General features: G+C 63.6%; 22 protein-coding genes and 1 tRNA gene. 11 read left to right on the top strand and 12 right to left on the bottom strand.

What is annotated here, in order from left to right; translation table 11 throughout:
* Positions 1-74: 74 nt before the first annotated feature.
* The 3 genes from HHL25_RS01125 to HHL25_RS01115 form a co-directional block, all read right to left on the bottom strand.
* A complete protein-coding gene (locus HHL25_RS01125; protein ID WP_169586437.1) occupies positions 75-1646 on the bottom strand; it encodes a GMC family oxidoreductase in 1572 nt (523 codons plus the stop codon).
* A gap of 104 nt (positions 1647-1750) precedes the next feature.
* Positions 1751-2251: a gluconate 2-dehydrogenase subunit 3 family protein gene (locus HHL25_RS01120; RefSeq protein ID WP_205927755.1), complete on the bottom strand. Its 501-nt coding sequence runs from the start codon at positions 2249-2251 to the stop codon at positions 1751-1753.
* A gap of 168 nt (positions 2252-2419) precedes the next feature.
* Entirely contained in the window at positions 2420-2815 is a 396-nt protein-coding gene (locus HHL25_RS01115; protein WP_169586433.1) for a VOC family protein, read from the bottom strand.
* Between the two features lie 217 nt (positions 2816-3032).
* Here HHL25_RS01115 and HHL25_RS01110 point away from each other — a divergent pair, with 217 nt between their 5' ends.
* Positions 3033-3341, top strand: coding sequence for a ribbon-helix-helix domain-containing protein (locus HHL25_RS01110; RefSeq protein WP_169586431.1), 309 nt, complete (start codon positions 3033-3035; stop codon positions 3339-3341).
* An 89-nt stretch (positions 3342-3430) separates the two neighbouring features.
* On the opposite strand, the gene HHL25_RS01105 is transcribed toward HHL25_RS01110, so the two are convergent.
* Positions 3431-4762 carry a dicarboxylate/amino acid:cation symporter gene (locus HHL25_RS01105; protein WP_169586429.1) on the bottom strand — a complete coding sequence of 444 codons (1332 nt, stop codon included), beginning with the start codon at positions 4760-4762 and terminating at the stop codon, positions 3431-3433.
* Positions 4763-5005: 243 nt separating this feature from the next.
* On the opposite strand from HHL25_RS01105, the gene HHL25_RS01100 reads away from it, so the two are divergent.
* Positions 5006-6874, top strand: coding sequence for an ATP-binding protein (locus HHL25_RS01100; RefSeq protein WP_246701665.1), 1869 nt, complete (start codon positions 5006-5008; stop codon positions 6872-6874).
* Positions 6871-8235 carry a sigma-54-dependent transcriptional regulator gene (locus tag HHL25_RS01095; protein ID WP_169586425.1) on the top strand — a complete coding sequence of 455 codons (1365 nt, stop codon included), beginning with the start codon at positions 6871-6873 and terminating at the stop codon, positions 8233-8235. The genes HHL25_RS01100 and HHL25_RS01095 overlap by 4 nt, the downstream gene beginning before the upstream one ends.
* A gap of 19 nt (positions 8236-8254) precedes the next feature.
* Here the strand turns inward: HHL25_RS01095 and HHL25_RS01090 are convergent, their stop codons facing one another.
* The gene (locus tag HHL25_RS01090) at positions 8255-9028 is read right to left on the bottom strand and encodes an HpcH/HpaI aldolase family protein (RefSeq protein WP_169586423.1); all 774 of its coding nucleotides are present in this window, start codon (positions 9026-9028) and stop codon (positions 8255-8257) included.
* A 201-nt stretch (positions 9029-9229) separates the two neighbouring features.
* On the opposite strand from HHL25_RS01090, the gene HHL25_RS01085 reads away from it, so the two are divergent.
* Positions 9230-9964, top strand: a complete 735-nt coding sequence (locus HHL25_RS01085; RefSeq protein WP_169589504.1) for a spermidine synthase — start codon at positions 9230-9232, stop codon at positions 9962-9964.
* A gap of 2 nt (positions 9965-9966) precedes the next feature.
* Here the strand turns inward: HHL25_RS01085 and dgcA are convergent, their stop codons facing one another.
* The gene (dgcA, locus tag HHL25_RS01080) at positions 9967-10956 is read right to left on the bottom strand and encodes an N-acetyl-D-Glu racemase DgcA (protein ID WP_169586421.1); all 990 of its coding nucleotides are present in this window, start codon (positions 10954-10956) and stop codon (positions 9967-9969) included.
* A gap of 215 nt (positions 10957-11171) precedes the next feature.
* On the opposite strand from dgcA, the gene mnmA reads away from it, so the two are divergent.
* Both mnmA and HHL25_RS01070 read left to right on the top strand, forming a co-directional pair.
* Complete coding sequence (mnmA, locus tag HHL25_RS01075) at positions 11172-12368, top strand: tRNA 2-thiouridine(34) synthase MnmA (protein ID WP_169586419.1); 1197 nt, start codon at positions 11172-11174, stop codon at positions 12366-12368.
* A 136-nt stretch (positions 12369-12504) separates the two neighbouring features.
* Positions 12505-12581, top strand: a tRNA-Met gene (locus HHL25_RS01070).
* Between the two features lie 120 nt (positions 12582-12701).
* On the opposite strand, the gene HHL25_RS01065 is transcribed toward HHL25_RS01070, so the two are convergent.
* Positions 12702-12959 (bottom strand): hypothetical protein, encoded by a 258-nt coding sequence (locus HHL25_RS01065; RefSeq protein ID WP_169586417.1) that lies wholly within the window; start codon positions 12957-12959, stop codon positions 12702-12704.
* Between the two features lie 1472 nt (positions 12960-14431).
* Between HHL25_RS01065 and HHL25_RS01060 the strand changes: the two genes are divergently transcribed.
* Positions 14432-15016: a transglycosylase SLT domain-containing protein gene (locus tag HHL25_RS01060; protein WP_169586415.1), complete on the top strand. Its 585-nt coding sequence runs from the start codon at positions 14432-14434 to the stop codon at positions 15014-15016.
* 102 nt (positions 15017-15118) lie between these two features.
* On the opposite strand, the gene HHL25_RS01055 is transcribed toward HHL25_RS01060, so the two are convergent.
* From HHL25_RS01055 to HHL25_RS01040, 4 genes are all read right to left on the bottom strand, one after another.
* The gene (locus HHL25_RS01055) at positions 15119-16117 is read right to left on the bottom strand and encodes a Tim44 domain-containing protein (protein WP_169586413.1); all 999 of its coding nucleotides are present in this window, start codon (positions 16115-16117) and stop codon (positions 15119-15121) included.
* Between the two features lie 126 nt (positions 16118-16243).
* Positions 16244-16354 (bottom strand): DUF2474 family protein, encoded by a 111-nt coding sequence (locus tag HHL25_RS01050; protein WP_169586411.1) that lies wholly within the window; start codon positions 16352-16354, stop codon positions 16244-16246.
* On the bottom strand, positions 16354-17358 hold the full coding sequence (gene cydB, locus HHL25_RS01045; protein WP_169586409.1) for a cytochrome d ubiquinol oxidase subunit II: 1005 nt from the start codon (positions 17356-17358) through the stop codon (positions 16354-16356). Before cydB ends, HHL25_RS01050 begins: the two co-directional genes overlap by 1 nt.
* Positions 17348-18757: a cytochrome ubiquinol oxidase subunit I gene (locus HHL25_RS01040; protein ID WP_169586407.1), complete on the bottom strand. Its 1410-nt coding sequence runs from the start codon at positions 18755-18757 to the stop codon at positions 17348-17350. The genes cydB and HHL25_RS01040 overlap by 11 nt, the downstream gene beginning before the upstream one ends.
* Before the next feature lie 269 nt (positions 18758-19026).
* On the opposite strand from HHL25_RS01040, the gene HHL25_RS01035 reads away from it, so the two are divergent.
* The gene (locus HHL25_RS01035; RefSeq protein ID WP_169586405.1) at positions 19027-19905 is read left to right on the top strand and encodes a DMT family transporter; all 879 of its coding nucleotides are present in this window, start codon (positions 19027-19029) and stop codon (positions 19903-19905) included.
* Between the two features lie 16 nt (positions 19906-19921).
* The gene (locus HHL25_RS01030) at positions 19922-20572 is read left to right on the top strand and encodes a TetR/AcrR family transcriptional regulator (protein ID WP_169586403.1); all 651 of its coding nucleotides are present in this window, start codon (positions 19922-19924) and stop codon (positions 20570-20572) included.
* Between the two features lie 5 nt (positions 20573-20577).
* Here the strand turns inward: HHL25_RS01030 and HHL25_RS01025 are convergent, their stop codons facing one another.
* Positions 20578-21474: a LysR family transcriptional regulator gene (locus HHL25_RS01025; protein ID WP_169586401.1), complete on the bottom strand. Its 897-nt coding sequence runs from the start codon at positions 21472-21474 to the stop codon at positions 20578-20580.
* Positions 21475-21615: 141 nt separating this feature from the next.
* Between HHL25_RS01025 and HHL25_RS01020 the strand changes: the two genes are divergently transcribed.
* Both HHL25_RS01020 and HHL25_RS01015 read left to right on the top strand, forming a co-directional pair.
* Positions 21616-22242, top strand: a complete 627-nt coding sequence (locus tag HHL25_RS01020; RefSeq protein WP_169586399.1) for an NADPH-dependent F420 reductase — start codon at positions 21616-21618, stop codon at positions 22240-22242.
* Positions 22243-22283: 41 nt separating this feature from the next.
* Positions 22284-22850 carry an ester cyclase gene (locus tag HHL25_RS01015; RefSeq protein ID WP_169586397.1) on the top strand — a complete coding sequence of 189 codons (567 nt, stop codon included), beginning with the start codon at positions 22284-22286 and terminating at the stop codon, positions 22848-22850.
* The last annotated feature ends 24 nt before the right edge of the window (positions 22851-22874 follow it).

Raw genomic sequence — 22874 nt, 5'->3', positions numbered from 1 at the left:
TTTTGTTCGACTGGGAGAGATAGCAGAGCGGGAACGGCGCCGAAACGCCGCCCCCGCCCCACCGGGGAGGTTCGTCAGATCGAGCCGGCACCCATCTGCTCGGCGATGTAATCCGCCTGGCGGATCGCCAGCGTGACGATCGTCAGCGTCGGGTTTTCCGCAGCGCCCGTGGTGAACTGGCTGCCGTCCGACACGAACAGGTTCTTGATGTCGTGCGTCTGGCCGTGCTTGTTGACCACGCCGTCCTGAGCCTTCTCGCTCATCCGGTTGGTGCCGAGGTTGTGGGTCGACGGATAGGGCGGTGTCGGGAAGGCGCGGGTCGCCCCGACGGCCTCGTAGAGCGCCACGCCCTGCTTGTAGGCGTGATTGCGCATCGCCTCGTCGTTCGGATGATCGGTGAACCAGACGTCCGGGATCGGCATCCCGTATTTGTCCTTCAGCTCGCCATGCAGTTTCACCGCGTTCTGCTCCTGCGGCATGTCTTCGCCGACGATCCACAGCCCTGCCATGTTGGCATACTGGTCCATGGCCGAGGCAAACGACCGGCCCCAGCCGCCCGGATCGAGGAACGCCGCCATGAACGGCACACCGAGCGCCAGCGTTTCGAGTTCATAGCCGCCAACGAAGCCCCGCGACGGATCATGCTTGGCCTCGTCGCGGATGATGCCGGCCATCGTCGTGCCGCGGTAGAAGTGCACCGGCTTTTCGAACACCGCATAGACCGAGCCGGTGGTGTGGCGCATGTAGTTCTTGCCGACCTGGCCGGAAGAATTGGCAAGACCGTCCGGGAACATCGACGAATGCGAGTTGAGAAGCAGGCGCGGGCTTTCGATCGAATTGCCGGCGACGCAGACGATGCGCGCCTTCTGGCTCTTCAGATTGCCGTCCTTGTCGGCATAGACGACGGCGTTCACCTTGCCCGACGCATCGTGCTCGATCTTCACGACATGCGAATTCGGCCGAACCTCCAGCTTGCCGGTCGCCTCGCCCTTCGGGATTTCAGTGTAGAGCGTCGACCACTTGGCGCCCCACTTGCAGCCCTGGAAGCAGAAGCCGGTCTGCTGACAGCCGATGCGGCCGTCGCGTTCCTTCGAATTGATCGCCATGTTGCCGGTATGGCATTCCTTGTAGCCGAGCTTGTCGGCGCCGGCCTTGAGGATCTTGAAGTTGTTGTTACCCGGCAGGCCCTCGATCCCGTTGGTGCGGGTAACACCCATCTTGTCCTCGGCCTTGGCATAATAGGGCTCGAGATCGGCAAGGGTGATCGGCCAGTCGAGCAGGTTCGCACCCTCGACCTTGCCGTAATTCGTCAGCGTCTTGAATTCATGCTCCTGGAAGCGCAGCGATGCGCCGGCCCAGTGGGTGGTCGTGCCGCCGACCGCCTTGACGATCCAGGCCGGCAGGTTGGGAAAATCCTTCGACACGCGCCAGCCGCCGCCGGTCGTGCGATTGTCGAGCCAGGCGAGCTGGGAAAAGCTTTCCCATTCGTCGTTGATGAATTCTTCGTGCTCGATCCGGTTGCCGGCCTCGAGAATGACGACGTCGATACCCTTCTGCGCGAGTTCGTTGCCGAGCGTTCCGCCGCCCGCACCCGAACCGATGATGACGACCACGCTGTCGTCGTTGAGATCATAAGGCGCTGCCATGATTTCCTCCCAGGAATGTCAAATCGGCAATTTGGAGAATGCGCCGCCGTTCCCATCCGCGATGGGCCTCCTCGGGCGGCGATGCTGATGTCTTGCGCGTGGCCTCAGAGCCACTCGAGATCGTCGAAACCGCGCTCGATATAGCCGCCCTTCGAGAAGGACTCGCCCTCGTAACCGAAGATCGGCCAGAGCTCCTTCTGGTTATAGAGGCTGACCACCAGATCGCCGCGGACGGCCTGAAAGAAAGGGGTGCTCTCGATCTCGCGCAGGATCGCGACGCGGTCGTCTTCCCAGCCCAGACCGCGATAGCCGCCAGCTCCGGCACGCTTGTCGAGATCGGCGATGCCGTCTTCGATCAGCGTCTTGTGCGCCTCGTCCTTGCCTGCCCGGTCGTCCTGCCCCTTGACGGCGATGGCATAGAAGCGATCGGCAAGCTGGTCGTGCGGATAGATGTCGCGGGCGAGCTTGATGAGCGTCGCCATGGTTTCCGGCTTCAGCGCCTTGGCCTCGACCGCCCAGGCGGCCTCTGGACAGATGACCGCCGAGCCGCTGATCACCAGCAGCGCGCCGACACCGCCGCGCTTCAACAGCTCGCGGCGGGACATCCCATTCGTCTTTTCGTAAAGCGTGACCACGTCAGTCTCCTCCCAGGATGGTGTGGCATGGATGACGGCCCCGTTCCTCCCGGGCCGATGTGGGGCGGCGCGACGATCGCGCCTTCCCCTTCTTGTCGGCATCGGCCGCCGGGTCCTCCAACCCGTCGGCCGCAGCCCTTACTTGAAGCGCCCGTGGCGCTGCAGGACCTCGATCTTGTAGCCGTCGGGATCCGTGATGAAGAAGAAGCGGGCGAGAAGCGCGCTTTCGCGATTGAACTCGACGATCTTGCCCGGGTTGAGGCCGGCATCGGTCAGCCGCTTGTGCTCGCTGTCCAGCTCCGAAACAGTGACGGCGAGATGGCCGTAGCCGGTGCCGAGGTCATAGGCTTCCTCGCGCCCCTTGTTGACCGTGAGCTCGAGCTCGAACTCGCATTCGGCATTGCTGAGGTAGATCAGCGTGAAGGTCTCGAAGTCGAGCCGTTCCGCCACATTCAGCCCGAAAGCCATTTCATAGAAATCGACGGAGCGGGCTTCTTCCATCACCCGGATCATCGAATGGATCATCTTCGCCAAGGGGTACTCCTCTGACAGGCAAATCATCGAATGATCCGAGTTTCCTATGACGCCAGCAAATCGGGTAGCAGCGGGCTACCGCATCCCTATTTTTGGCGGGATTTTTTGGCGATTCTTTCCCGGCGGGAGAAGATGTCACGGCAATTTGCGAAATTGACCGAGGTCACGCCGCACAGCATAATGCCGGACAAAACAAGAATTGCCGGAGGAGCATGCCATGTGTGAAGTCTTCGCAGGACAGGACCCAGCCCGCTACCGTGCCGTCAACCGCTCGGTGAGGATCGGCGGCCATTCCACCAGCATCCAGATCGAGGCGGCCTTCTGGGTGCTGATCGACGAGATCGCCGCAAGCCAGTCCCTGTCGACCTCCCGCTTCCTGTCGACGCTCTACGACGAAGCGCTGGAGATCAACGGCGCCGTTTCCAACTTCGCCTCGCTTCTGCGCACCAGCTGTCTGATCTATCTGATGGGCAAGGCGCAGCATCCTGAGGCCCACCACGAATTCCACATCATGGCGGCCGAGTGACGCCGCAAGAATAAAGCGCGGCCCGCATTTCTGTCGGGCCGCGCTTGCGTTTCGGTCACCGTCTTGGGTCGGCGCCGAATGTGTCGGGTTTATTCCGCCGGCTGAAGCTCGGCCGTCTTTGCCTCTTCCTCGTAGACGAGACCGCCAAGCGCGGCATGCAGTAGATGCTCGTCCAATTCCCCTTCCCAACGGGCGACGACGACGGTCGCAACCGCATTGCCGATGAAGTTGGTCAGCGCACGGCATTCCGACATGAAGCGGTCGATACCGAGGATGAGGGCCATGCCCGCGACCGGCACGGAAGGAACCACGGAAAGCGTTGCCGCAAGCGTGATGAAGCCTGCACCCGTGATGCCGGCGGCCCCCTTGGAGCTCAGCATCGCAACGGCGAGCAGCAGGATCTGGTCGCCGAGCGACAGATGGATGTCCGTCGCCTGGGCGATGAACAGCGCGGCAAGCGTCATGTAGATGTTGGTTCCGTCGAGGTTGAAGGAATAGCCTGTCGGAATGACGAGCCCGACGACGGAACGCTTGCAGCCGGCTTTCTCCATCTTGCTCATCAGGCCCGGAAGCGCGGCCTCCGACGAAGACGTGCCGAGAACCAGCAGCAGTTCTTCCTTGATGTAACGAATGAGCGCGATGATCGAGAAGCCGTTGTAGCGGGCGACCGCACCGAGCACCACGATCACGAACAGGAAGGCGGTCAGGTAGAAGGTGCCGATCAGCATCGCGAGATTGGCGACCGAGGCGATGCCGTATTTGCCGATGGTAAACGCCATCGCACCGAAGGCGCCGATCGGGGCAGCCTTCATCAGGATGGCGACCAGCTTGAAGATCGGGTTGATGACCGCGTGCAGGAAGTCGGTGACCGGCTGTCCGCGTTCGCCGACGAGCGCCAGAGAGATGCCGAACAGCACCGAGAAGAACAGCACCTGGAGAATGTCCCCGTCCGCGAAGGCGCCGACGATGGTGGTCGGGATGATGTTCATCAGGAAGCCGACGATCGTCGCCTCATGGGCCTTCTCGGTATAAGTCGCGACCGCCTTCGCATCGAGCGAGGCCGGGTCGATATGCATGCCGGCGCCAGGCTGGATGACATTGGCGACGATCAGGCCGACGACCAGCGCCAGCGTCGAGAAGGTCAGGAAATAGAGCATGGCCTTGCCGGCGACCCGGCCGACCTTCTTCATGTCGCTCATGCCGGCAATGCCGGTCGACACGGTGAGGAAGATGACCGGCGCGATGATCATCTTGACGAGCTTGATGAAGGCGTCGCCGAGCGGCTTCAGCTGGGTGCCGAGGTCCGGATAGAAGTGACCGAGCAGGATGCCGGCGAAGATCGCGGCGAGAACCTGAACGTAGAGATGCTTGTAGAAAGGCTGATGGGCGCGCGTCATGTCGCCCGCGGATGCGATCTGCATGATGTCCTCCGTTTCGAGCCCTGTCGGAACATGTTCCGCCTCCCGGGCCCAGTCGTGTGAGCAAGTCCAACGGAAATCCGTTATCCAGACCACTGAGCAATCGCCGTGCCAAACCGGCGAAATCCAATCAAGACATTGATAATCAACGGATAAATTTAGAGGCGTACCGGACAATGCATGCATCTGTGCGATTATTCGCACATCCGCCTTTCAATCCAGTGCGAAATCACAGACAATATGCCGATGTTTGAAAAGAGCTCGTCCCGGAAAGAAGTGCAGCAGCGATCGCCGGCCGGCACCGTGCGGCGCGCCTGGATCGTCTTCGCTCTCGTCGCCGGCGCATTGCTGGCGGGCGGCCTCTATCTGTCGGGCGAGGTCTTCCGCGAACGCGCGTTCTCCACGCTCAGAGAAGACGCCTTGAACGACGCAGGCCTCAAGGGCGCGTTGTTGCGAGCTGTGCTCGAACGCCCCCGCGCGCTTCCCCTCGTGCTGGCTGACGACGCAGAGCTGCGCAGCGCCCTGTTCGAAGGTAGCGACGGGGCGGTTGCACGCCTTGACCGCAAGCTTCAGCAGCTGGTCGAGGTGACGAAGGTTGCGGTCATCTACGTCATCCGGCCGGACGGGATCGCCATGGCGGCCAGCAACTGGAATGAGCCCGACAGCTTCGTCGGACGCGACTACGGCTTCCGTGAATACTTCCAGCGTGCGGTCGCGGAGGGCGGCGCCGAACATTACGCTCTCGGCACCGTCAGCAAGCGGCCCGGCCTCTACATCTCGCGTCGCGTCGAGGGAGCAGACGGAAAACTGCTCGGCGTCGTGGTGGTCAAGGTCGAGTTCGACGGCCTGGAACAGGATTGGGGCCGTTCGGGCAAACCCACCTTCGTCACGGATCGTCATGGCATCGTGCTGGTAACCAGCCGTCCGGAGTGGCGTTTCCTGGCGATCCACACGCTCGACGAAGCGGAACGCGGGCGCATCCGCGAAAGCCTGCAATTCGGCGAGGCCCCGCTCGAACCAGTGCCGGTCACGGCAGGCGATCTGGCGCGCGACGGAACGCTCGTCTCAATCGTCCCGACCGGCGGCAAGAGCGCCGCCGAATTCCTCTCCACTGTCACGCCGGTGGCCGACACGCCGTGGCAGCTCCACCTTCTGACGCCCGCCGAGACAACCCTGAACGCGGCCGCCTGGCAGGGGCGCCTGCAGGCACTGGCGGGTTTGACCCCGCTCGTGGGGGGCGCCGCCCTGCTCCTCTATCGCTGGCAACGCGCCGTCCGACGCCAGGCATCCGAACGGGCCGCCCGTGACCAGCTTGAGCGCAAGGTCGCCGAGCGCACCGAGGAACTGAGCCGCGCCCGCGACCGCCTGCAGACGGAGATCGCCGAGCACCACGCGACGGAGACGCGCCTGCAGACGGTCCAGCAGGAACTCGTCCAGGCAAACCGGCTGGCGATCCTCGGCCAGGTCGCAGCCGGCGTCGCCCACGAGATCAATCAGCCGGTCGCGACCATCCGCGCTTATGCCGACAATGCCGCGACCTTCCTCTCTCGCGGCCAGAGCGCACCGGCCGCGGAAAACCTGTCCTTCATCGCCGGCCTCACCGAACGGATCGGCGCCATCACCGACGAGCTTCGAACCTTCGCCCGCAAGGGCCGCGCGGCCGCCGAGCCGGTCGAGCTGGCAACCGTCGTCGAGGGGGCCCTGCTCCTGTTGCGCAGCCGCTTTTCCGGCCGCCTCGACATGCTGCATGTGGCCGCCATCCCTCGCAACGTTAAGGTGCTGGGCAACCGAGTGCGACTGGAGCAGGTCCTGATCAACCTCCTGCAGAATGCGCTCGAAGCGATGGCCGACAGACCCGACGGCCGCATCGACGTGCGATGGAGCGAAACACAGGATGGCAGGGCGGTTGTCAGCGTCTCCGATAACGGGCCGGGCATCACTCCGGAAATCCTGGAAAACCTTTTCACCCCGTTCAACACCTCGAAGGAAGGCGGCCTCGGGCTCGGCCTCGTGATCTCCAAAGACATCGTAGACGACTATGGCGGCACCTTGACGGTCGAGAGCGGGCCTGCCGGTACAACATTCACCGTCACCCTGAAGAAGGCCGAGCGATGACAGCGGCGACGACCACAGAAGTCTTCCTCGTCGACGACGACACCGACCTGCGCCGCGCCACGCGCCAGACGCTCGAGCTTGCCGGTTTCAAGGTCCGCGACTTCGCCGATGCGCGCTCCGCCCTTGGGGCGCTTACGGCCGACGCCGATGCCGTCATCGTCAGCGACATCCGCATGGCCGGCATGGACGGCCTCGAACTCTTCGCCAGGGCGAAGGCGATCGACGCGGACCTGCCGGTCATCCTGATCACCGGTCACGGCGACATCGCCATGGCGGTCAAGGCCATGCATGACGGCGCCTACGACTTCATCGCCAAACCCTTCCCCGCCGACCGGCTTTCGCAGAGCGTCGCCCGCGCGGCGGAAAAGCGGCGCCTCGTCATCGACAACCGCAGACTGCGGCAGGCGATGGAGGAGAGCCGGGACGATCTTCCGCTGATCGGCCAGACGCCGGCGATGGAACGCCTGCGGCACATGCTGAGACAGATTGCCGATACCGATGTCGACGTGCTCGTCGCGGGCGAGACCGGCAGCGGCAAAGAGGTCGTGGCAACGCTGCTCCACCGCTGGGGCAGGAGGCGGTCCGGAAACTTCGTCGCGCTGAACTGCGGCGCCCTGCCGGAAACCGTGATCGAAAGCGAGCTCTTCGGTCACGAGGCGGGGGCCTTCACCGGCGCCCAGAAGAAGCGGATTGGCCGCATCGAGCATTCGAGCGGCGGAACACTCTTCCTCGACGAGATCGAGAGCATGCCGCCGGCCACGCAGGTCAAGATGCTGCGCGTGCTGGAGATGCGGGAGGTGAGCCCGCTCGGAACCAACGAGGTGCGTCCGGTGGACCTGCGCGTCGTCGCCGCCGCAAAGCTCGACCTCGGCAACCCGGCCGAGCGCGGTGACTTCCGCGAGGACCTCTACTATCGCCTCAACGTCGTGACGCTGTCGATCCCACCGCTACGCGAACGGCGCGCCGACATTCCCCTGCTTTTCTCGCACTTCCTCGCCCGCGCCGCCGAACGATTCAAGCGCGAGACACCCGTCGTGACGAACGAGACCCACCGGCACCTCGCCACCCATGACTGGCCAGGAAATGTGCGTGAACTGGCCCACTACGCCGAACGCGTCGCGCTTGGGCTTTCGGACCCTCAGCCGGCCGGCTCACCCGCAGCAATTTGCCCGCCCGGCGGCCGGCAGTCTCTGCCCGAACGCATGGAGAGCCACGAGGCAGACCTCATCCGCGAGGCGCTGCGGGAGGCCGGCGGCGACGTCCGGCGGACGATCGAGGCGCTCGGCATTCCCCGCAAGACCTTCTACGACAAGCTGCAGCGGCACGGCATCAGCCGTGCCGACTACGAGAACGACGGCTAGATGGAGCGCCCGGGGCGCCTCAGAGCGCCTTCGATTCGGCGAGCAGGTTCGCCGCCCCCTTCGCCAGCAGGCCGACGTCGCTGCCGACCGCGATGAAGCAGGCGCCGGCATCGCGCGCCAGCCGGATCATGGCGGCATCGGTGGTCATGATCCCGGCCGGCTTCCCGAGCCCGACGATCTTGCGGATGAGGCCGTCGACCGCCGCCATGACGTCGGGATGGCCGGAATTGCCGGTATGGCCCATGTCGGCAGCCAGATCGGCCGGGCCGATCAGCACCCCGTCGACCCCTTCCGTCGTGACGATCGCCTCGGCATTGGCGATCCCGAGCTGGCTTTCGATCTGCACGATCAGGCAGATCTGCTCGTCGGCCGTCGCGACATAGTCGCCGATGCGGCCGAAATCGGAGGCGCGTCCGAGCCCTGCCCCCATGCCGCGAATGCCGAAGGGGGGATAGCGGCATGCGCGCGAAAGCCGAAGCGCTTCCTCCCCGGTTTCCACCATCGGGATCAGGAGCGACTGCGCGCCGATGTCGAGCGCCTGCTTGATCATCCAGGTCTCGCCGACCGGAAGCCGGACCATCGGATGGGCCGGGTGGCGGGAAACGGCCGCAAGCTGGGCGGCCAGCAGCGGGATGTCGTTCGGGCCGTGCTCCGCATCGATCAGGATCCAGTCGAAGCCCGACCCCGCCGAAACTTCCGCCGCATGTGGGCTCGCAAAGGCGACCCACAGGCCGAAAAGGGTCCGGTCACCCGTCTGGATGGCCTGCTTGAAGCTGTTGATCGGTGCGGGCATGGAAAAAACTCTCTCTCCGAAAAATTGACTGGGCGCCTTGAGCCGACGCAGTTGTCTGACAACACTAACGACAGATATATGAGCGCAGCAAGACCGGAAGGCGCATTGTCCCGGCCGAACATGTCGCCGGAGGCGCAGATTGAACTCGCCGTCTTCGTCGTGATACGAGGGCGCTTCATTCACGACCTCCGGAAGATCGCCATGCTCCCCTGGATCCAGCTTGATGCCGCCAGCATTCCCGGTGGGGGCGGCGAATTGCGCCTCAAGCAGCGCGGCACCGAGTTTTCCATCATGCTCGGCACCAACGAGCTGATGAACAGCCGCCTCAGCGGCTCGGAGGAGGCGCTTGCGACCCTGTCCTGGGAGCGCATCAAGGAGCGGCAGCGGCCGCATGTCCTGATCGGCGGCCTCGGCATGGGCTTCACCTTGCGCGCCGCGCTCTCCGTCCTTCCGGCAGACGCCAGGATCACGGTGGCCGAGCTGGTGCCGGCGGTCGTCGATTGGGCGCGCGGTCCGATGGCCGAGGTCTACAAGGGCAGCCTCGACGACCCGCGCGTCACAGTGCATGTGGGCGATGTCGCCGCACTGATCGAGCGCTCGCGCGCCGCTTTCGACGCCATCCTGCTCGACGTCGACAACGGCCCGGAAGGGCTGACGCGCGAATCCAATGACGGGCTCTACGATTATGCCGGCCTGCGCGCCGCAAAAGCCGCGCTACGCCCGAAGGGCGTGCTCGCCGTCTGGTCCCAGGGACCCGACCAGGGCTTCACGCGGAGGCTGTCGACGATCGGCTTTGACGTCAAGGAAGAGCATATCCGCGCCGGCCGCAAACGCGGCGCACGGCATGTGATCTGGCTGGCAACCAATGGTCCGGCCGCGGCGAAGACAACCTCACAGCCGAAAGCGAACACGCGGCCGCCGAGACCGCGCGGCTGAACTCATCCCCAGAGTGCCGGTTCCGGTGCGTGCATGATCGATCCGTCGTAGCGGATCGGCGGCTCGCGGTCGGCGGCAAGCAGCAGCGGCCCGTCGAGATCGGCGAAGCTCGCCCCTTGCGCCACCAGGAAAGCCGGGGCCATGGCAAGCGAAGTGCCGAGCATGCAGCCGACCATGATGTCGAAACCGGCGGCCACCGCCGCGTCGCGCATCAGGAGAGCCTCGGTGAGCCCGCCGGTCTTGTCGAGCTTGATGTTGATCGCGTCGTACTTGCCGGCGAGCTTGGCGAGAGACGCCCGATCATGACAGCTTTCGTCGGCGCAGATCGGCAGGACGCGTTCGATCCGGCTCAGGGCATCGTCCTGGCCAGCCGGCAGCGGCTGTTCCACCAGCGCAACGCCGAGCCGGACGAGCGTCGGCGCCAGCGCCTGATACTGCTCGACGGTCCACCCTTCGTTGGCATCGACGATGATGCGGGCGTCCGGCGCGCCGGACCGCACCGCCTCGATGCGGCCGAGGTCGTCATCGGTCCCGAGCTTGACCTTGAGAAGCGGCCGATGCGCATTCTTCGCCGCGGCCTCCCGCATGCTCTCCGGTGCGCCGAGCGAGAGCGTGAATGCCGTCTCGATGGACCGGGGCGCGGCAAGGCCGGCGATTTGCCAGACCGGCTTTCCGGCGCGTTTGGCCTCGAGATCCCAGAAGGCGCAGTCGAGCGCGTTGCGCGCCGCGCCACCGGGCAGCCTTGTCTGAAGCGCCAGCCGGTCGAGACCGTTTTCAAGATCCTTCGCGGTTCCGAGAATGGTGTCGATCACCCCGTCGACGGTTTCGCCGTAGCGCGCATAGGGCACGCACTCGCCCCGCCCCTCGTGCGCGCCGTCCGAAAGTGTCACCGTCACCACCCGGATCTCGGTGCGCGACCCACGCGAGATCGTGAACGTGCCGGCGACCGGAAAGACATCCTCGACAGCCGTGAGCTTCAGACCATTCGCCATCTTGCGTGCGCCTCCTTCATACCCGCCATGACAGCACCGCGAATCGGCGCCCCTTGCGTGGAACGGCAATCCTTTCTATATCCGTCAACAATAAGGTCGAGGCCTGACTGGTCGACGGACTGCAATTTGCCCAAATCCCATGCCGGCATGCCGTCAATGGTGGAACGGCGCTCCGTACCTCGCCTCGCAAACGCATCAGATTGACGGAAAAGCCCGTGAACACGCTGGATTTTGACAAGAAGCCGGAAGATACGCGCGTCGTCGTCGCCATGTCGGGCGGGGTCGACTCCTCGGTCGTCGCCGGCCTGCTGAAACGCGAAGGTTACGACGTCCTCGGCATCACGCTGCAGCTTTATGACCACGGCGCCGCCGTCCACCGCGCCGGTTCCTGCTGCGCCGGACAGGACATCGATGATGCCCGCCGCGTCTGCGAGACACTCGGCATTCCCCATTACGTGCTCGACTACGAACAGCGTTTTCGCGACACCGTCATCAATCCCTTCATGGAAAGCTATGTCGCGGGCGAGACGCCGATCCCCTGCGTCGCCTGCAACCAGACGGTCAAGTTCGCCGATCTTCTGGCGACAGCCCGCGAACTCGGCGCCGACGCGCTGGCGACCGGCCACTACATCCGCTCGAAGTCCGTGCCCCTGCCGGACGATCCGGGCCACCGCGCCCTCTTCCGTCCGATCGACAGCGAACGCGACCAGAGCTACTTCCTCTTCGCCACCACGCAGGAACAGATCGACTACCTGCGCTTCCCGCTCGGCGCCATGTCCAAGGCCGAGGTCAGGGTGCTGGCCGAGGAGATGGGCCTCGTCGTCGCCCAGAAGGCCGACAGCCAGGACATCTGCTTCGTGCCGCAGGGCAAGTATGCCGACATCATCACCAAGCTCCGCCCGGATTCGGCGCTCGGCGGCGAGATCGTCCATCTCGACGGCCGCGTGCTCGGAACCCATGAAGGCATCCTTCACTACACGATCGGCCAGCGGAAGGGCCTCGGCGTCGCCACCGGCGAACCGCTCTACGTCGTCTATCTCGACGCCCGCTCGCGCCGCGTGATCGTCGGCCCGCGCGAGGCGCTGGAGACCCACCGCGTCTATCTGCGCGACATCAACTGGCTCGGCGACGCGTCGCTCGATGACATGGCCCGCGACGGCTTTGCCTGCTTCGCCAAGGTCCGCTCCACGCGCCCGCCGGCGCCCGCCATGCTGCACGCCGACGAAAACGGCGTCTATGTCGATCTGGAAATCGGCGAAGCCGGCATCGCACCCGGCCAGGCCTGCGTGCTCTACTCCGCGCCCGGTGCGGACGCCCGCGTCTATGGCGGCGGTTTCATCGATCGGTCCGAGCGCGCAGCCGATGCGGAAAGCCAGCTGAAGGCCCTGCTTGCAAGCCCGGTTGCGGCCTGATCGGCGGCGATCGGCCAAGTCCACAGAAGGGCTTGGGTTTTTGCTGATCTCGCGCTTGACACTGGCAGGATCATCGCCTTATAAGCCGCCCATCGCTTCGGACGGCTCCGCTTTTCAGCAGGCCTTCGCGATGTGTGGCGGGGTAGCTCAGGTGGTTAGAGCGTGGGATTCATAACCCCAAGGTCGGCGGTTCAAGTCCGCCTCCCGCTACCATTAATCTCTTCCTGTTTAGCTTGCCGCGCGATATCAGAATTTTGACATAGAGAACCGGAATTTGGTGAATTCCGGCCGCTGTCAGAAACGGTCCCATTCAGACCCTTAGAACAGTACCGGTTACGTTCCTGACGGGCGCTTGAGTTTCGTTTGGAAGCCGAAGATGTTTTTGACGGCTCCTTCCAACTCTGTACCGACTATTTCATCCACGTTGTATCCTTGGCGAGATGCATCAGCGACGACCTCAACGCTGGCTGTAATAATGCTCCCGATTTGAGCGCTATCGCAAAATATCTTGTACTCCCAGTTTTCACCAATGCTCGACTTCGCGATCCTAAAATGACTTCCGTCATGATCGAACTCTTTAACTACAGTCATTTTCTGTCCTCCCTAGCTTGCTTACATCAACAATAGATAAGATGACTCACCTCTGCGCGGAAGGGGGCACCTTGCTGTGCATCCCAGCAGTTGCGCGATTGACGTGATTGAAAGGGAAACGGGCAGTGAAATTTACGGTTGGAGATCAAACAGATCTGGCACTGGTCATAGCATTGCAGCACGAGTTTCTTCGCTGCGACGATGCTTTCGAGGAATTCTCCCAATCAGCAAAACGGCTAATCCTGACTGGCCATGACCGCCGACTGGCCTACAAAACATACAACGCGTACGCGAGATTTGTTCTTCACCTATACGAGTTTCTAATGGGGGCAGCGAGACGCGATTTCCGGGACACAGGCTTCCCCGGGAAATCGCATACGGACGCTGACAACTACATTACATCCCACGTCCAAAGATTACTTACCAACAAGCGAGAAGCCATACTTCGAGGCATGTCCACCTACCTGGAAAATCACATCAGTCATTACCCAGACGCAGCTCCAATCGACTTTGCGAAAAGGTTTCGAGCCGTCCGAAACACGGCAAGTACGCATGTCAAATATGAGCGCGCAACGCTCGACCTCACTGCCTTTTACCGCGAGAACCACAAATTCGTATGGATGCTCTACAGTGATGTGAAGGGATGGTGGGGCCGGAACAAGAGTGAATTCCCTGACCTGCAGCAGATAACGGCGTTCACGGTACTCCTTGAGGACACTTTAGGTGACGTCCTCCCACCCCCACCTTGAGCCATTTGATAGCGCGAAGCCTAGTGACGCAGTTGCATTCCTCAAACCTCAGTTGAAGACCTTTCAGCGCCGATTCGAGGATTGGCTCCTCAAGGCGCATGATGCCCAGGTAGCGATTCCCGGCCCTTATTCCGAAAATTGCTTACTGAGCTGCTGCATGAACGGTCGTGTGCGATCAAAAATGGCCACCGCACGCTCTGTATCGTACTTTTCAAGCGGATGCATCGCATGGTTTCGCCAGGCGTTTTTAATGAACCGAAGATGCGTAGCAGCCTCTGCCGCCCACTGTTCTTGCTCGGCTCCGTGAACCCGCTTGCCAATTTTGCGACTCTTCACCTCGATTTGATTGATGGTTGCATTCCAGTCCTGCGAATTCTCGATTTCATAGTGCGATCTGCATTTCCCGCTTTCTTAGTATTACCCGTCTCCCCCGTGCCTGAATAGGCTAAGACAGTGGTTTGTTTTCGGCACCTTCTGATGAGCGTCGGCGTGCTACCTGGACGACGATGGACCATTCCTCGAACTGCTCGCACTCGCTGTCGTCGGACCGTACGTCTGGTTCAGTGAAGTGCGCGCCAGTTCGACGACGGCGATCAACCAAATCGTACAGGTCGGCGTCCTCATGACGATGCGAGCGCCGCCCCTGCCTGCACCCATAAAGGTCCGGCAACTTTTCATTAAATTTTAAGGAATAGACTGGGCGCTCCAAGCGAGGTCTTTGTCATGCGTACCGCCCTTGTCTCCACCCTCAGCGTCATGCTGTTGCTGACCGCTTGCGCCAAGCCGCCAAGCCAGACGAAGAACGCCTGCGCGATCTTCGAGCAACGCGACGGCCTGTTCAACAACTGGCGGCGCGCGGCCGAGAAGACAGAGCGGGAATACGGCGTTCCGGTGCCGATCCTGATGGCGACGATCTACACGGAATCCGGCTTCCGCCACGACGCCAAGCCGCCGCGCACCAAGCTGCTCGGCTTCATCCCCTGGAAGAGGAAGTCCACCGCCTACGGCTATTCGCAGGCGCTCGACGGCACCTGGGACCGCTACCAGCGAGAGACCGGCCGTTACGCCGCCCGCCGCACCGACTTTGCCGACGCGATGCAGTTCATCGGCTGGTATCATCGCCAGACGGCGGAGAAGAACGGCATTCCGCTCAACGAGCCCTACCAGCTTTATCTCGCCTACCACTCCGGCCATGCCGGCTATACCCGCGGCAGCTGGCGGAACAATCGGGAGGCGCTGCAGGGTGCGAAGCGCTTCACCGACATAACCTATACCTATGCCCGCCAGTTGAAGGAGTGCCCGAACTGACCTCCGGGCATTCGTCCTAATACGCGTATCCTCGAATCGAAGAAGGCAGAACGCGAGCGTTCTGCCTTCTTCGTTCTGTCCAAATGACTGGGGCGCTTGCCCTTACTCGGGCGATCCGACCGCCTGGATTGCCGAGATCTGCCAGTCGGTTCCCGGCCGGCGAACGAAAGTCCAGACCTCGGTGGATTCGGACAGGTTCTCGGCATCGCCGCTGACGACGGCGCCGGTCGTGCGATCGCGCAGATAGTCGATGCTCTCGTAGCGCATCGCCACCGTCGCATAGTCGACATTGCCCTCGCGCCAAGCTTCGGCGACATCGCCCTGAACCAGATGTACGTCACGCACCTCGTTCTTCACGCCCTTCGTGGCGTTTTCGCTCAGTTCCTCGGCGAGATAGGACATCGCCTCCGGCGTGGTGATGCGGCGAAGGGCCGAATAGTCCTCGGCCGCATAGGCCGCCTGCATGTCCTTGAGAAGACCTTCGAAACGGTCGAGATCGACCTGGCCGACGCCGATTTCATCGCCGGCCTTCATGGCCGACGGCTTCGCAGCCGATGCCGATGCGCCGCCGAGCGGAAAGCCGCTTCCCATGCGCGGGATTTCGAAGCCCGGACCGGAGCCGGCATCGTTGCGGGCCGACGGGCCGGCGCCCGCGCCGGACATCGCCGTCTGACGATTGCCGAACATGCGCATGGCGAAACGGACCAGAACCACGACCAGCACGATCTGCAGGAGCATTCCGAGGAAGCCGAAACCGCCGCCGAAGCCGGAGCCCATCAGCATGCCGAACAGGCCGCCCATCAGAAGGCCGCCCATCAGGCCGCCGGCAAGCCCGCCGAACAGGCCGCCCGGCCGGTTGAAGCCGGTATTGGTCTGGGTCGTGCCCGGCTGCTGCGTGCCGTTCGTGCGTGGCGTCATGCTGCGCTCGATCGGCGCTGCCGGCGCCGGCGCGGTCCGGGTAGTGGACGGCGTCGAGAAGGTGCGCGTGCCGCGGCTGCCGAAGCCGCCGCTCGCCCGCCGGGCCTCGGCGAAATCCGCAACCGTCAGCATGGTCGCCAGACCGATTGCCAGAATTCCAAGAAACTTGCCGTAGCGCCGCATTTCATCTCCTCGCTGCGTGACTGCCGTCGGACGAAACGTCCGTTGCGCTCTCATATGGCGACGGCTCGCGAAGTTTTGAAGTCACGAGTGCCGATTTCGCGATCACAATCGCGCCATCCGTCGTGCTCAGGCGCCGAGCGACAGCTTGATGACCATCGCGACCGCACCGACCGAAAGGACGCCCAAGAGCCACAGGCCGGCGAACCAGCCGAGGCGCTTTGCAAGTTTCTCAGCCATCAGTGATACCCCTCCTCCGGATCGACCTTGCCGCGGAACACCCAGTAGGCATAGGCCGTGTAGCAGAGAATGATCGGCACCAGCACGGCAGCGCCGACCAGCAGGAAGGCAAGGCTTTCCGGCGGCGCCGCGGCATCCCAGATCGTCAGCGAACCCGGCACGATATAGGGATAGAAGCTGATGCCGATGCCCGCATAGCCGAGCACGAACAGCCCGAGCGAGGCGACGAAGGGCAGGACGTCCCGACCGGCTCGCAGGCCGTTGAGGATGACGAGCAGGCAGCCGAGCACCAGGAGAGGCACGACGAACGAGAAGATCGCTGTCGGATAGCCGAACCAGCGCTCGAGATAGAGCGGCTCCAGCCACGGCGTCCACAGGCTGAAGGCCCCCATCGCGGCAACCGTTGCGACCGCCGCACCTGACGCCATGCGCCGCGCCTTTTCGGCGAGCGGCCCCGTCGTCTTCATCACCAGCCAGGTCGCACCGAGCAGGCCGTAGCCGATCAGCAGCGCAAAACCGGTGGCAATCGAAAACGGCGTCAGCCAGTCCCACCAGCCGCCGGCATAGGCTCGGTCTTCGACCGGGATGCCCTGAACGAGTGCGCCGAGCGCCACGCCTTGCGAAAAGGCGGCAAGGATCGAGCCCCCGGCAAAGGCAAAGTTCCAAAGGTGCTCCGCGCGCCGCGTCCGCCAGCGGTATTCGAAGGCGACGCCACGGAAGATCAGGCCGAGCAACATGGCGATCAGCGGTGCATAAAGGGCCGGCAGGATCGTCGCATAGGCGAGCGGAAAGACCGCCATCAGTCCTCCGCCGCCGAGCACCAGCCAGGTTTCGTTGCCGTCCCAGACCGGCGCCACCGAGTTCATCATCTGGTCGCGGTCATGCTTTTCCGGAAAGAACGGAAAGAGGATGCCGACACCGAGGTCGAAACCGTCGAGGATGACATAGGCAAGCACCGCAAAGGCGATGATGGCAGCCCAGATGAAAGCGAGATCAATGGCCATGCTTGCCTCCTTCGGCGGCCTGGGCCACCGGCGTGATGCCGGATGCGCGGACGGGGCCATCGTCGAGGTCGGGCATCGGATCGCGCGGCAGCCGCGCCATCAGCCGCAGGATGTAGAAGGTGCCCGCCCCGAAGACGAAGAAATAGACGATGATGAAGGCGATCAGCGAGGCGGCGACCGCAGGCGCGGCGATCGGCGAGATCGAATCCGCCGTCAGCAGATGGCCATAGATCGTGTAGGGCTGGCGCCCGACCTCGGTGGTGATCCACCCGGCAAGCACCGCGACGAAACCCGACGGCGCCATCAGCACGGCCACCCGGTGCAGGGCGGAACAGTCATGCAGCCTGCCGCGGTAACGGCACCACAGGCTCCACAATCCAACGCCGAGCATGGCGAAGCCGAGCCCCACCATGACCCGGAACGACCAGAACACCACCGCGACCGGCGGCTCCTTGTCGTCGTCGATCGTGTCGAGCCCGGCAAGCGGGGCATTGAGACTGTGCTTCAGGATCAGGCTGGAGAGTTTTGGGATTTCGATCGCATAGTCGACCCGCTTCTCGGCCTGGTTGGGCAGGCCGAACAGGATCAGCGGCGCGCCGTCGGCATGGCTGTCGAAATGGCCCTCCATCGCCATGACCTTGGCCGGCTGGTGTTCCAGCGTATTGAGGCCGTGGGCGTCGCCGGCAAGGATCTGGATCGGCGCGACGATCGCCGCCATCCACATCGCCATCGAGAACATCACCCCCGCCCGGCGCGGCGCCGTCCTGCGCAGGAGGTGCCATGCGCCCACCCCGCCGACGACGAAGGCGGTCGTCAGATAGGCGGCGATGACCATGTGCGTCAGCCGATAGGGAAACGACGGATTGAAGACGATCGCCCACCAGTCGACGGGCACGAACTGCCCGACATCGTTCATCGCAAAGCCGGCCGGCGTCTGCATCCACGAATTGACCGCCAGGATCCAGGTCGCAGAGATCAGCGTGCCGAGTGCCACCATGCAGGTGGCGAGGTAGTGGAGGCCGGGGCCGACCCGCTTCAAGCCGAACAGCATGACGCCGAGAAAGCCGGCTTCCAGAAAGAAGGCCGTCAGCACCTCGTAACCCATCAGCGGACCGATCACCGGTCCCGCCTTGTCGGAAAAGACGCTCCAGTTGGTGCCGAACTGGTAGGACATCACGATGCCCGAGACGACCCCCATGCCGAAGGCGACGGCGAAGATCGTCTTCCAGAAATTGAAGAGCTCCAGATAGACCTTGTCCTTCTTCCAGAGCCAGAGGCCCTCCAGCACCGCGAGGTAGCTGGCAAGCCCGATCGAGAAGGCCGGAAAGATGATGTGGAAGGAAACCGTGAACGCGAACTGGATACGCGCCAGCAATTGAGCATCGAAGGTTTCGAACATGTCGCTTGCTTTCTGAAATCGCCAATCTGGAACTGACACAAGACAAATAGGCCTTGCGACCAATCCGGCAATGCGACAACCCGCCCCTGCGTCAAGTTGGCAAGCATCAAGTTTCGGCAGCCCCCTGACCCCGGCCCTACCGGCCCGAAAAGCCGCCGCGCCCCGCGCTCTTCGCGAACACAGCGTTCAATCAATACGTATCCGTACGATATTGATACGATGACGTATCATGTGGTAGGCGTCGACGACATCCGATCGCGAGGCAAACCATGCATCCCAAACTGTCCGCCGCCATTGCCACCATTCTATGGGGCTTCACCTACATCATCACCACCACCATGCTGCCCCACAATCCGCTCTTCATCGCCGCGGTCAGGGCCCTGGGCGGCGCACTGCCGCTCCTCCTGCTCGCCCGGGAAATCCCGCCACGCGCCTGGTGGGGACGCATCGTCGTGCTCGGCACGCTCAACAGCGGCTTGTTCTTCGGCCTGCTGTTCGTCGCCGCCATTCGCCTGCCCGGCGGCGTCGCCGCGACCTTCCAGGCCCTCGGGCCGCTCTTCATGGTTCTGCTCGCCTGGCCCATGCTGGGCGCCATACCGGCCCGCGCCAAAGTGGCCGCCGTCCTTGTCGGCGCGGTCGGTGTGGCGATGGTCGTGCTCAAGAGCAATGCAGCGATCGACATGATCGGCCTTGCCGCAGCCCTTGGCAGCGCGCTCTCGGTGGCGCTTGGCGGCATCCTCGTCCACAAGTGGGGCCGCCCCCGATCGCTGCTTGGCTTCACCGCCTGGCAGTTGCTGGTCGCCGGCGTGGAACTGAGCCTCGTCACGGCAGTTGTGGGAGACATCCCGGCCACGCTATCGCCGCTTAACCTCCTCGGCTTCACCGTCCTTGCTCTCTTCGTCACCGCGCTGGCCTTCGCGCTGTGGTTCCGTGCCATCGAGGGGGCGGGTGCCGCGCATGTCGCACCCTTCTTCCTGTTGACACCGATCACCGCCTTCGTTCTGGATGCGATCTTCCGTGGCTTCGTTCCGAATCCCGTGCAGATCGCCGGTGTCGCCCTGGTCATCGGCAGCCTGCTCTACAGCCAGCATGTCGACCGCCGCGGCTTCCGCCCGGCACACCACGTGCATCCGGCGAACAAACCCTGAGGGGTGAAAGGCAGACATGACGAAGGCCTCAGCCGGCGACGGCTCCGCAATACCGAGGCTCCGCGGCGCCGCCCGCCACGACCTGATCATGGCGACGGCGACGGACCTCTTCCTGGAACAGGGCTACGAGGCCGTCAGCCTCGACGAGATCATACGAGTCGTCGGCGGTTCCAAGACCAATCTCTACAAGCATTTCGGCGGCAAGGAAGGATTGCTGGCCTTGGTCGTGAAAGAGATGTGCGAGGGCTTCCTGCTGTCGCTCACCGCGCTGGACGTCTCCACGCTGGGCCCGGCCGATGGTCTGAGGATTTTGGCAACCACCTTGCTGCGAACGCTGCTGGAAGACCGCCACATCGCCTTCCAGCGCCTGATGTTCGCCATATCGGGGCGCTTTCCGGAACTCGCCGCCGTCTGGTACGAAAGCGGACCTGGGCGCTCCCGCCAGGCGCTCGCCGCCTTTATCCGGGCCAAGCAGTTGTCGGGCGAGCTGGCGGAGGAAGATCCCCGGCTACTGGCGGTGCAGTTTCACGACATGGTCGTCAGCGACGCGATCTATCTGTCGCTCATCGGCCGGAAGCCCGCCGCCGCACAGGTCGACCACCTGATCGCGACGGCCATCGCCACCTTTCTCGACGGCCGCGGTGCAAGGCTCGCTTCACGGTCCTGAAACGCTCAGATCTCCGCCTTGCCGATTTCCGCCGCCAGGAAATCGATGAACACCCGCACCTTGGCCGAGAGAAACCGCCGGCTGAGATAGACGGCGTAGAGGTTGAAGGTGCCGAGCGTCCAGTCCGGCAGGATCTGCTGGAGCCTGCCGGCGGCAATGTCCTCGGCGACGATGAAGGCCGGCTGAACGATGATCCCGCCATCCGAAAGCGCCAGAAGCCGGAGCAGGTCGCCATTGTTGGCATGCACGCAGGGCTGCATCCTCACGACCTCCTCCTGGCCCGCGCCATTCTTGAAGGCCCAGTTGTCGCCTGACGACAGGTAGGAATAGCTGAGCGCCGAATGGCCGGCGAGATCGCCCGGCCGTTGCGGGACCCCATGCGTCCGGAAATAGGCCGGAGAAGCGCAGACCAGCATACGCACCGGCGCGATCCGCCGGGCGATCAGGTTAGGGCTTGGCTGCTGGGCAATGCGGATCGCCACGTCGATCCCATCATGGGCCAGATCCACCACCCGGTCGGTGAGATCGACATCGAGCCGCAGATCAGGATGGCGCCTCCGGAATTCCGGGAGAACCGTGCCAAGCGCCCGAACCCCGAAGGACAGCGGCGCGCTGATGCGCAGCAGCCCCGACGGATTGACGGCATGCTCGCCCGCGATCGCCTCCGCCTCCTCGATGTCGGCGAGGATCTGCCCCGACCTTTCGTGAAAGGCCAGCCCGGCCTCGGTCAACGAGGTTCGTCGCGTGGTGCGGTTAAGCAGTCGGGCGCCGAGATGCTCCTCCAGCGCCGCGATCTGGCGGGAAACCGCAGCCGTCGACGTGTCGAGCCGCTCCGCCGCTGCAACGAAGCTTCCGCCATCGACCAGCGCGTTGAACACCTGCATGGCCCTGACGATGTCCATATCTCACCCGATTGTTACGAAACACGCAATAATCTCTTTCATGTTGGGCCATTTTTCAAGTCGAGATAGCGGAATACGTATCAATCCAACGCTGATGCCGAAGCGGCCGGCGAGATTGAAACCACCAACGAGGACAAGATCATGAAAGTATCCATCATCGGCACCGGCAACATGGGTTCCGGCTTCGCAAACCAGCTGGTCAAGGCCGGCCATTCCGTCACCGTCAGCGGCCGCGATGCCGCCAAGGCCGCGGCACTCGCCGCTGCAAGCGGCGCCGGCATCGGCAATGCCGCCAGTGCGGCGGTCGCCGACGTCATCATCCTGGCGACCGGTTTCGACACCGCCGCGGATGCCCTGAAGTCGCTCGGCGACCTCTCCGGCAAGATCGTCGTCGACGTCACCAATCCGCTGACCGCCGATTACATGGGCCTGACCATCGGTCACTCGACCTCGGCGGCCGAACAGATCGCCGCCGCCGTTCCTGGTGTGACGCTGGTCAAGGGCTTCAACACCCTCTTCGCCCCGCTGCTGGCCGCCGGTCCGCGCCTCGGCGACGATAAGGTCCCGGTCTTCCTCGCTTCGGACGACGCTGCCGCCAAGCAGATAGTCGGCGACCTTGCCCGTTCGATCGGCTTTGCAGTCGTCGATGCCGGCCCGCTGAAGAATGCCCGTTACCTCGAGCCGCTCGCCGGCCTCAACATCTACCTCGGCTACGGCGCCGGCCTCGGCACCGCGATTGCCCCGGCCTGGCTCCCGTTTTCGGCCTGATCACGACCCTCCCAAATCCCAAACGCCAAGGAGACATTGAAATGAAAAACCTGATCGCCATCGCCCTTGCCGGCACCGCTCTTTTCGCCGGCGTCGCCTCCGCACAGGCAGAGGATGCCGCCAAGGCCGTCCCCGCCTTGATGGAAGAACTCGCCAAGTACCAGCAGAACGAAGCGACGGTCGCGAAGAACCTCGAGACCTTCGACACCCTCGACTTCGACGTCTATACGCACCAGAAGTGGGACCGCCTGGGCGAGAGCCATGCCAAGGACATCCTGGTGCACTATCCCGACGGTTCGACCACCAAGGGCCTCCACGACCACATCGAAGCCCTGAAGCCGATGTTCGTCTTCGCGCCCGACACCCGCATCGAGCAGCATCCGGTCAAGTTCGGCTCCGGCGAATGGACGGGAGTCATCGGTTACCTCGAGGGCACCTTCACCAAGCCCATGCCGATCGGCAACGGCAAGTTCATCGAGCCGACCGGCAAGCCCTTCCAGCTCGGCATGTCGACGCTCGGCCACTGGACCAAGGACGGCGTCATGGATGAGGAATACCTGTTCTGGGACAACCAGAACTTCATGAAGCAGATCGGCCTGGCAAACTGATCAATCGCAGCCCATCCGTCGGGT

The sequence above is a fragment of the Rhizobium terricola genome, from assembly GCF_012927355.1.
Classification (GTDB): Bacteria; Pseudomonadota; Alphaproteobacteria; order Rhizobiales; family Rhizobiaceae; genus Allorhizobium; species Allorhizobium terricola.
This window is presented reverse-complemented; position numbering and strand designations above follow the sequence as displayed.

Coding starts and splice junctions, on each gene's coding strand:
- HHL25_RS01055 (WP_169586413.1), bottom strand. CDS start 16,117: ATGCGGCGCTACGGCAAGTTTCTTGGAATTCTGGCAATCGGTCTGGCG.
- HHL25_RS01050 (WP_169586411.1), bottom strand. CDS start 16,354: ATGGCTGAGAAACTTGCAAAGCGCCTCGGCTGGTTCGCCGGCCTGTGG.
- HHL25_RS01035 (WP_169586405.1), top strand. CDS start 19,027: ATGCATCCCAAACTGTCCGCCGCCATTGCCACCATTCTATGGGGCTTC.
- HHL25_RS01085 (WP_169589504.1), top strand. CDS start 9,230: ATGCTCCCCTGGATCCAGCTTGATGCCGCCAGCATTCCCGGTGGGGGC.
- HHL25_RS01125 (WP_169586437.1), bottom strand. CDS start 1,646: ATGGCAGCGCCTTATGATCTCAACGACGACAGCGTGGTCGTCATCATC.
- HHL25_RS01030 (WP_169586403.1), top strand. CDS start 19,922: ATGACGAAGGCCTCAGCCGGCGACGGCTCCGCAATACCGAGGCTCCGC.
- HHL25_RS01120 (WP_205927755.1), bottom strand. CDS start 2,251: ATGTCCCGCCGCGAGCTGTTGAAGCGCGGCGGTGTCGGCGCGCTGCTG.
- HHL25_RS01025 (WP_169586401.1), bottom strand. CDS start 21,474: ATGGACATCGTCAGGGCCATGCAGGTGTTCAACGCGCTGGTCGATGGC.
- dgcA (WP_169586421.1), bottom strand. CDS start 10,956: ATGGCGAATGGTCTGAAGCTCACGGCTGTCGAGGATGTCTTTCCGGTC.
- cydB (WP_169586409.1), bottom strand. CDS start 17,358: ATGGCCATTGATCTCGCTTTCATCTGGGCTGCCATCATCGCCTTTGCG.
- HHL25_RS01065 (WP_169586417.1), bottom strand. CDS start 12,959: ATGACTGTAGTTAAAGAGTTCGATCATGACGGAAGTCATTTTAGGATC.
- HHL25_RS01100 (WP_246701665.1), top strand. CDS start 5,006: ATGTTTGAAAAGAGCTCGTCCCGGAAAGAAGTGCAGCAGCGATCGCCG.
- HHL25_RS01060 (WP_169586415.1), top strand. CDS start 14,432: ATGCGTACCGCCCTTGTCTCCACCCTCAGCGTCATGCTGTTGCTGACC.
- HHL25_RS01020 (WP_169586399.1), top strand. CDS start 21,616: ATGAAAGTATCCATCATCGGCACCGGCAACATGGGTTCCGGCTTCGCA.
- HHL25_RS01095 (WP_169586425.1), top strand. CDS start 6,871: ATGACAGCGGCGACGACCACAGAAGTCTTCCTCGTCGACGACGACACC.
- HHL25_RS01110 (WP_169586431.1), top strand. CDS start 3,033: ATGTGTGAAGTCTTCGCAGGACAGGACCCAGCCCGCTACCGTGCCGTC.
- HHL25_RS01015 (WP_169586397.1), top strand. CDS start 22,284: ATGAAAAACCTGATCGCCATCGCCCTTGCCGGCACCGCTCTTTTCGCC.
- HHL25_RS01090 (WP_169586423.1), bottom strand. CDS start 9,028: ATGCCCGCACCGATCAACAGCTTCAAGCAGGCCATCCAGACGGGTGAC.
- HHL25_RS01040 (WP_169586407.1), bottom strand. CDS start 18,757: ATGTTCGAAACCTTCGATGCTCAATTGCTGGCGCGTATCCAGTTCGCG.
- HHL25_RS01105 (WP_169586429.1), bottom strand. CDS start 4,762: ATGCAGATCGCATCCGCGGGCGACATGACGCGCGCCCATCAGCCTTTC.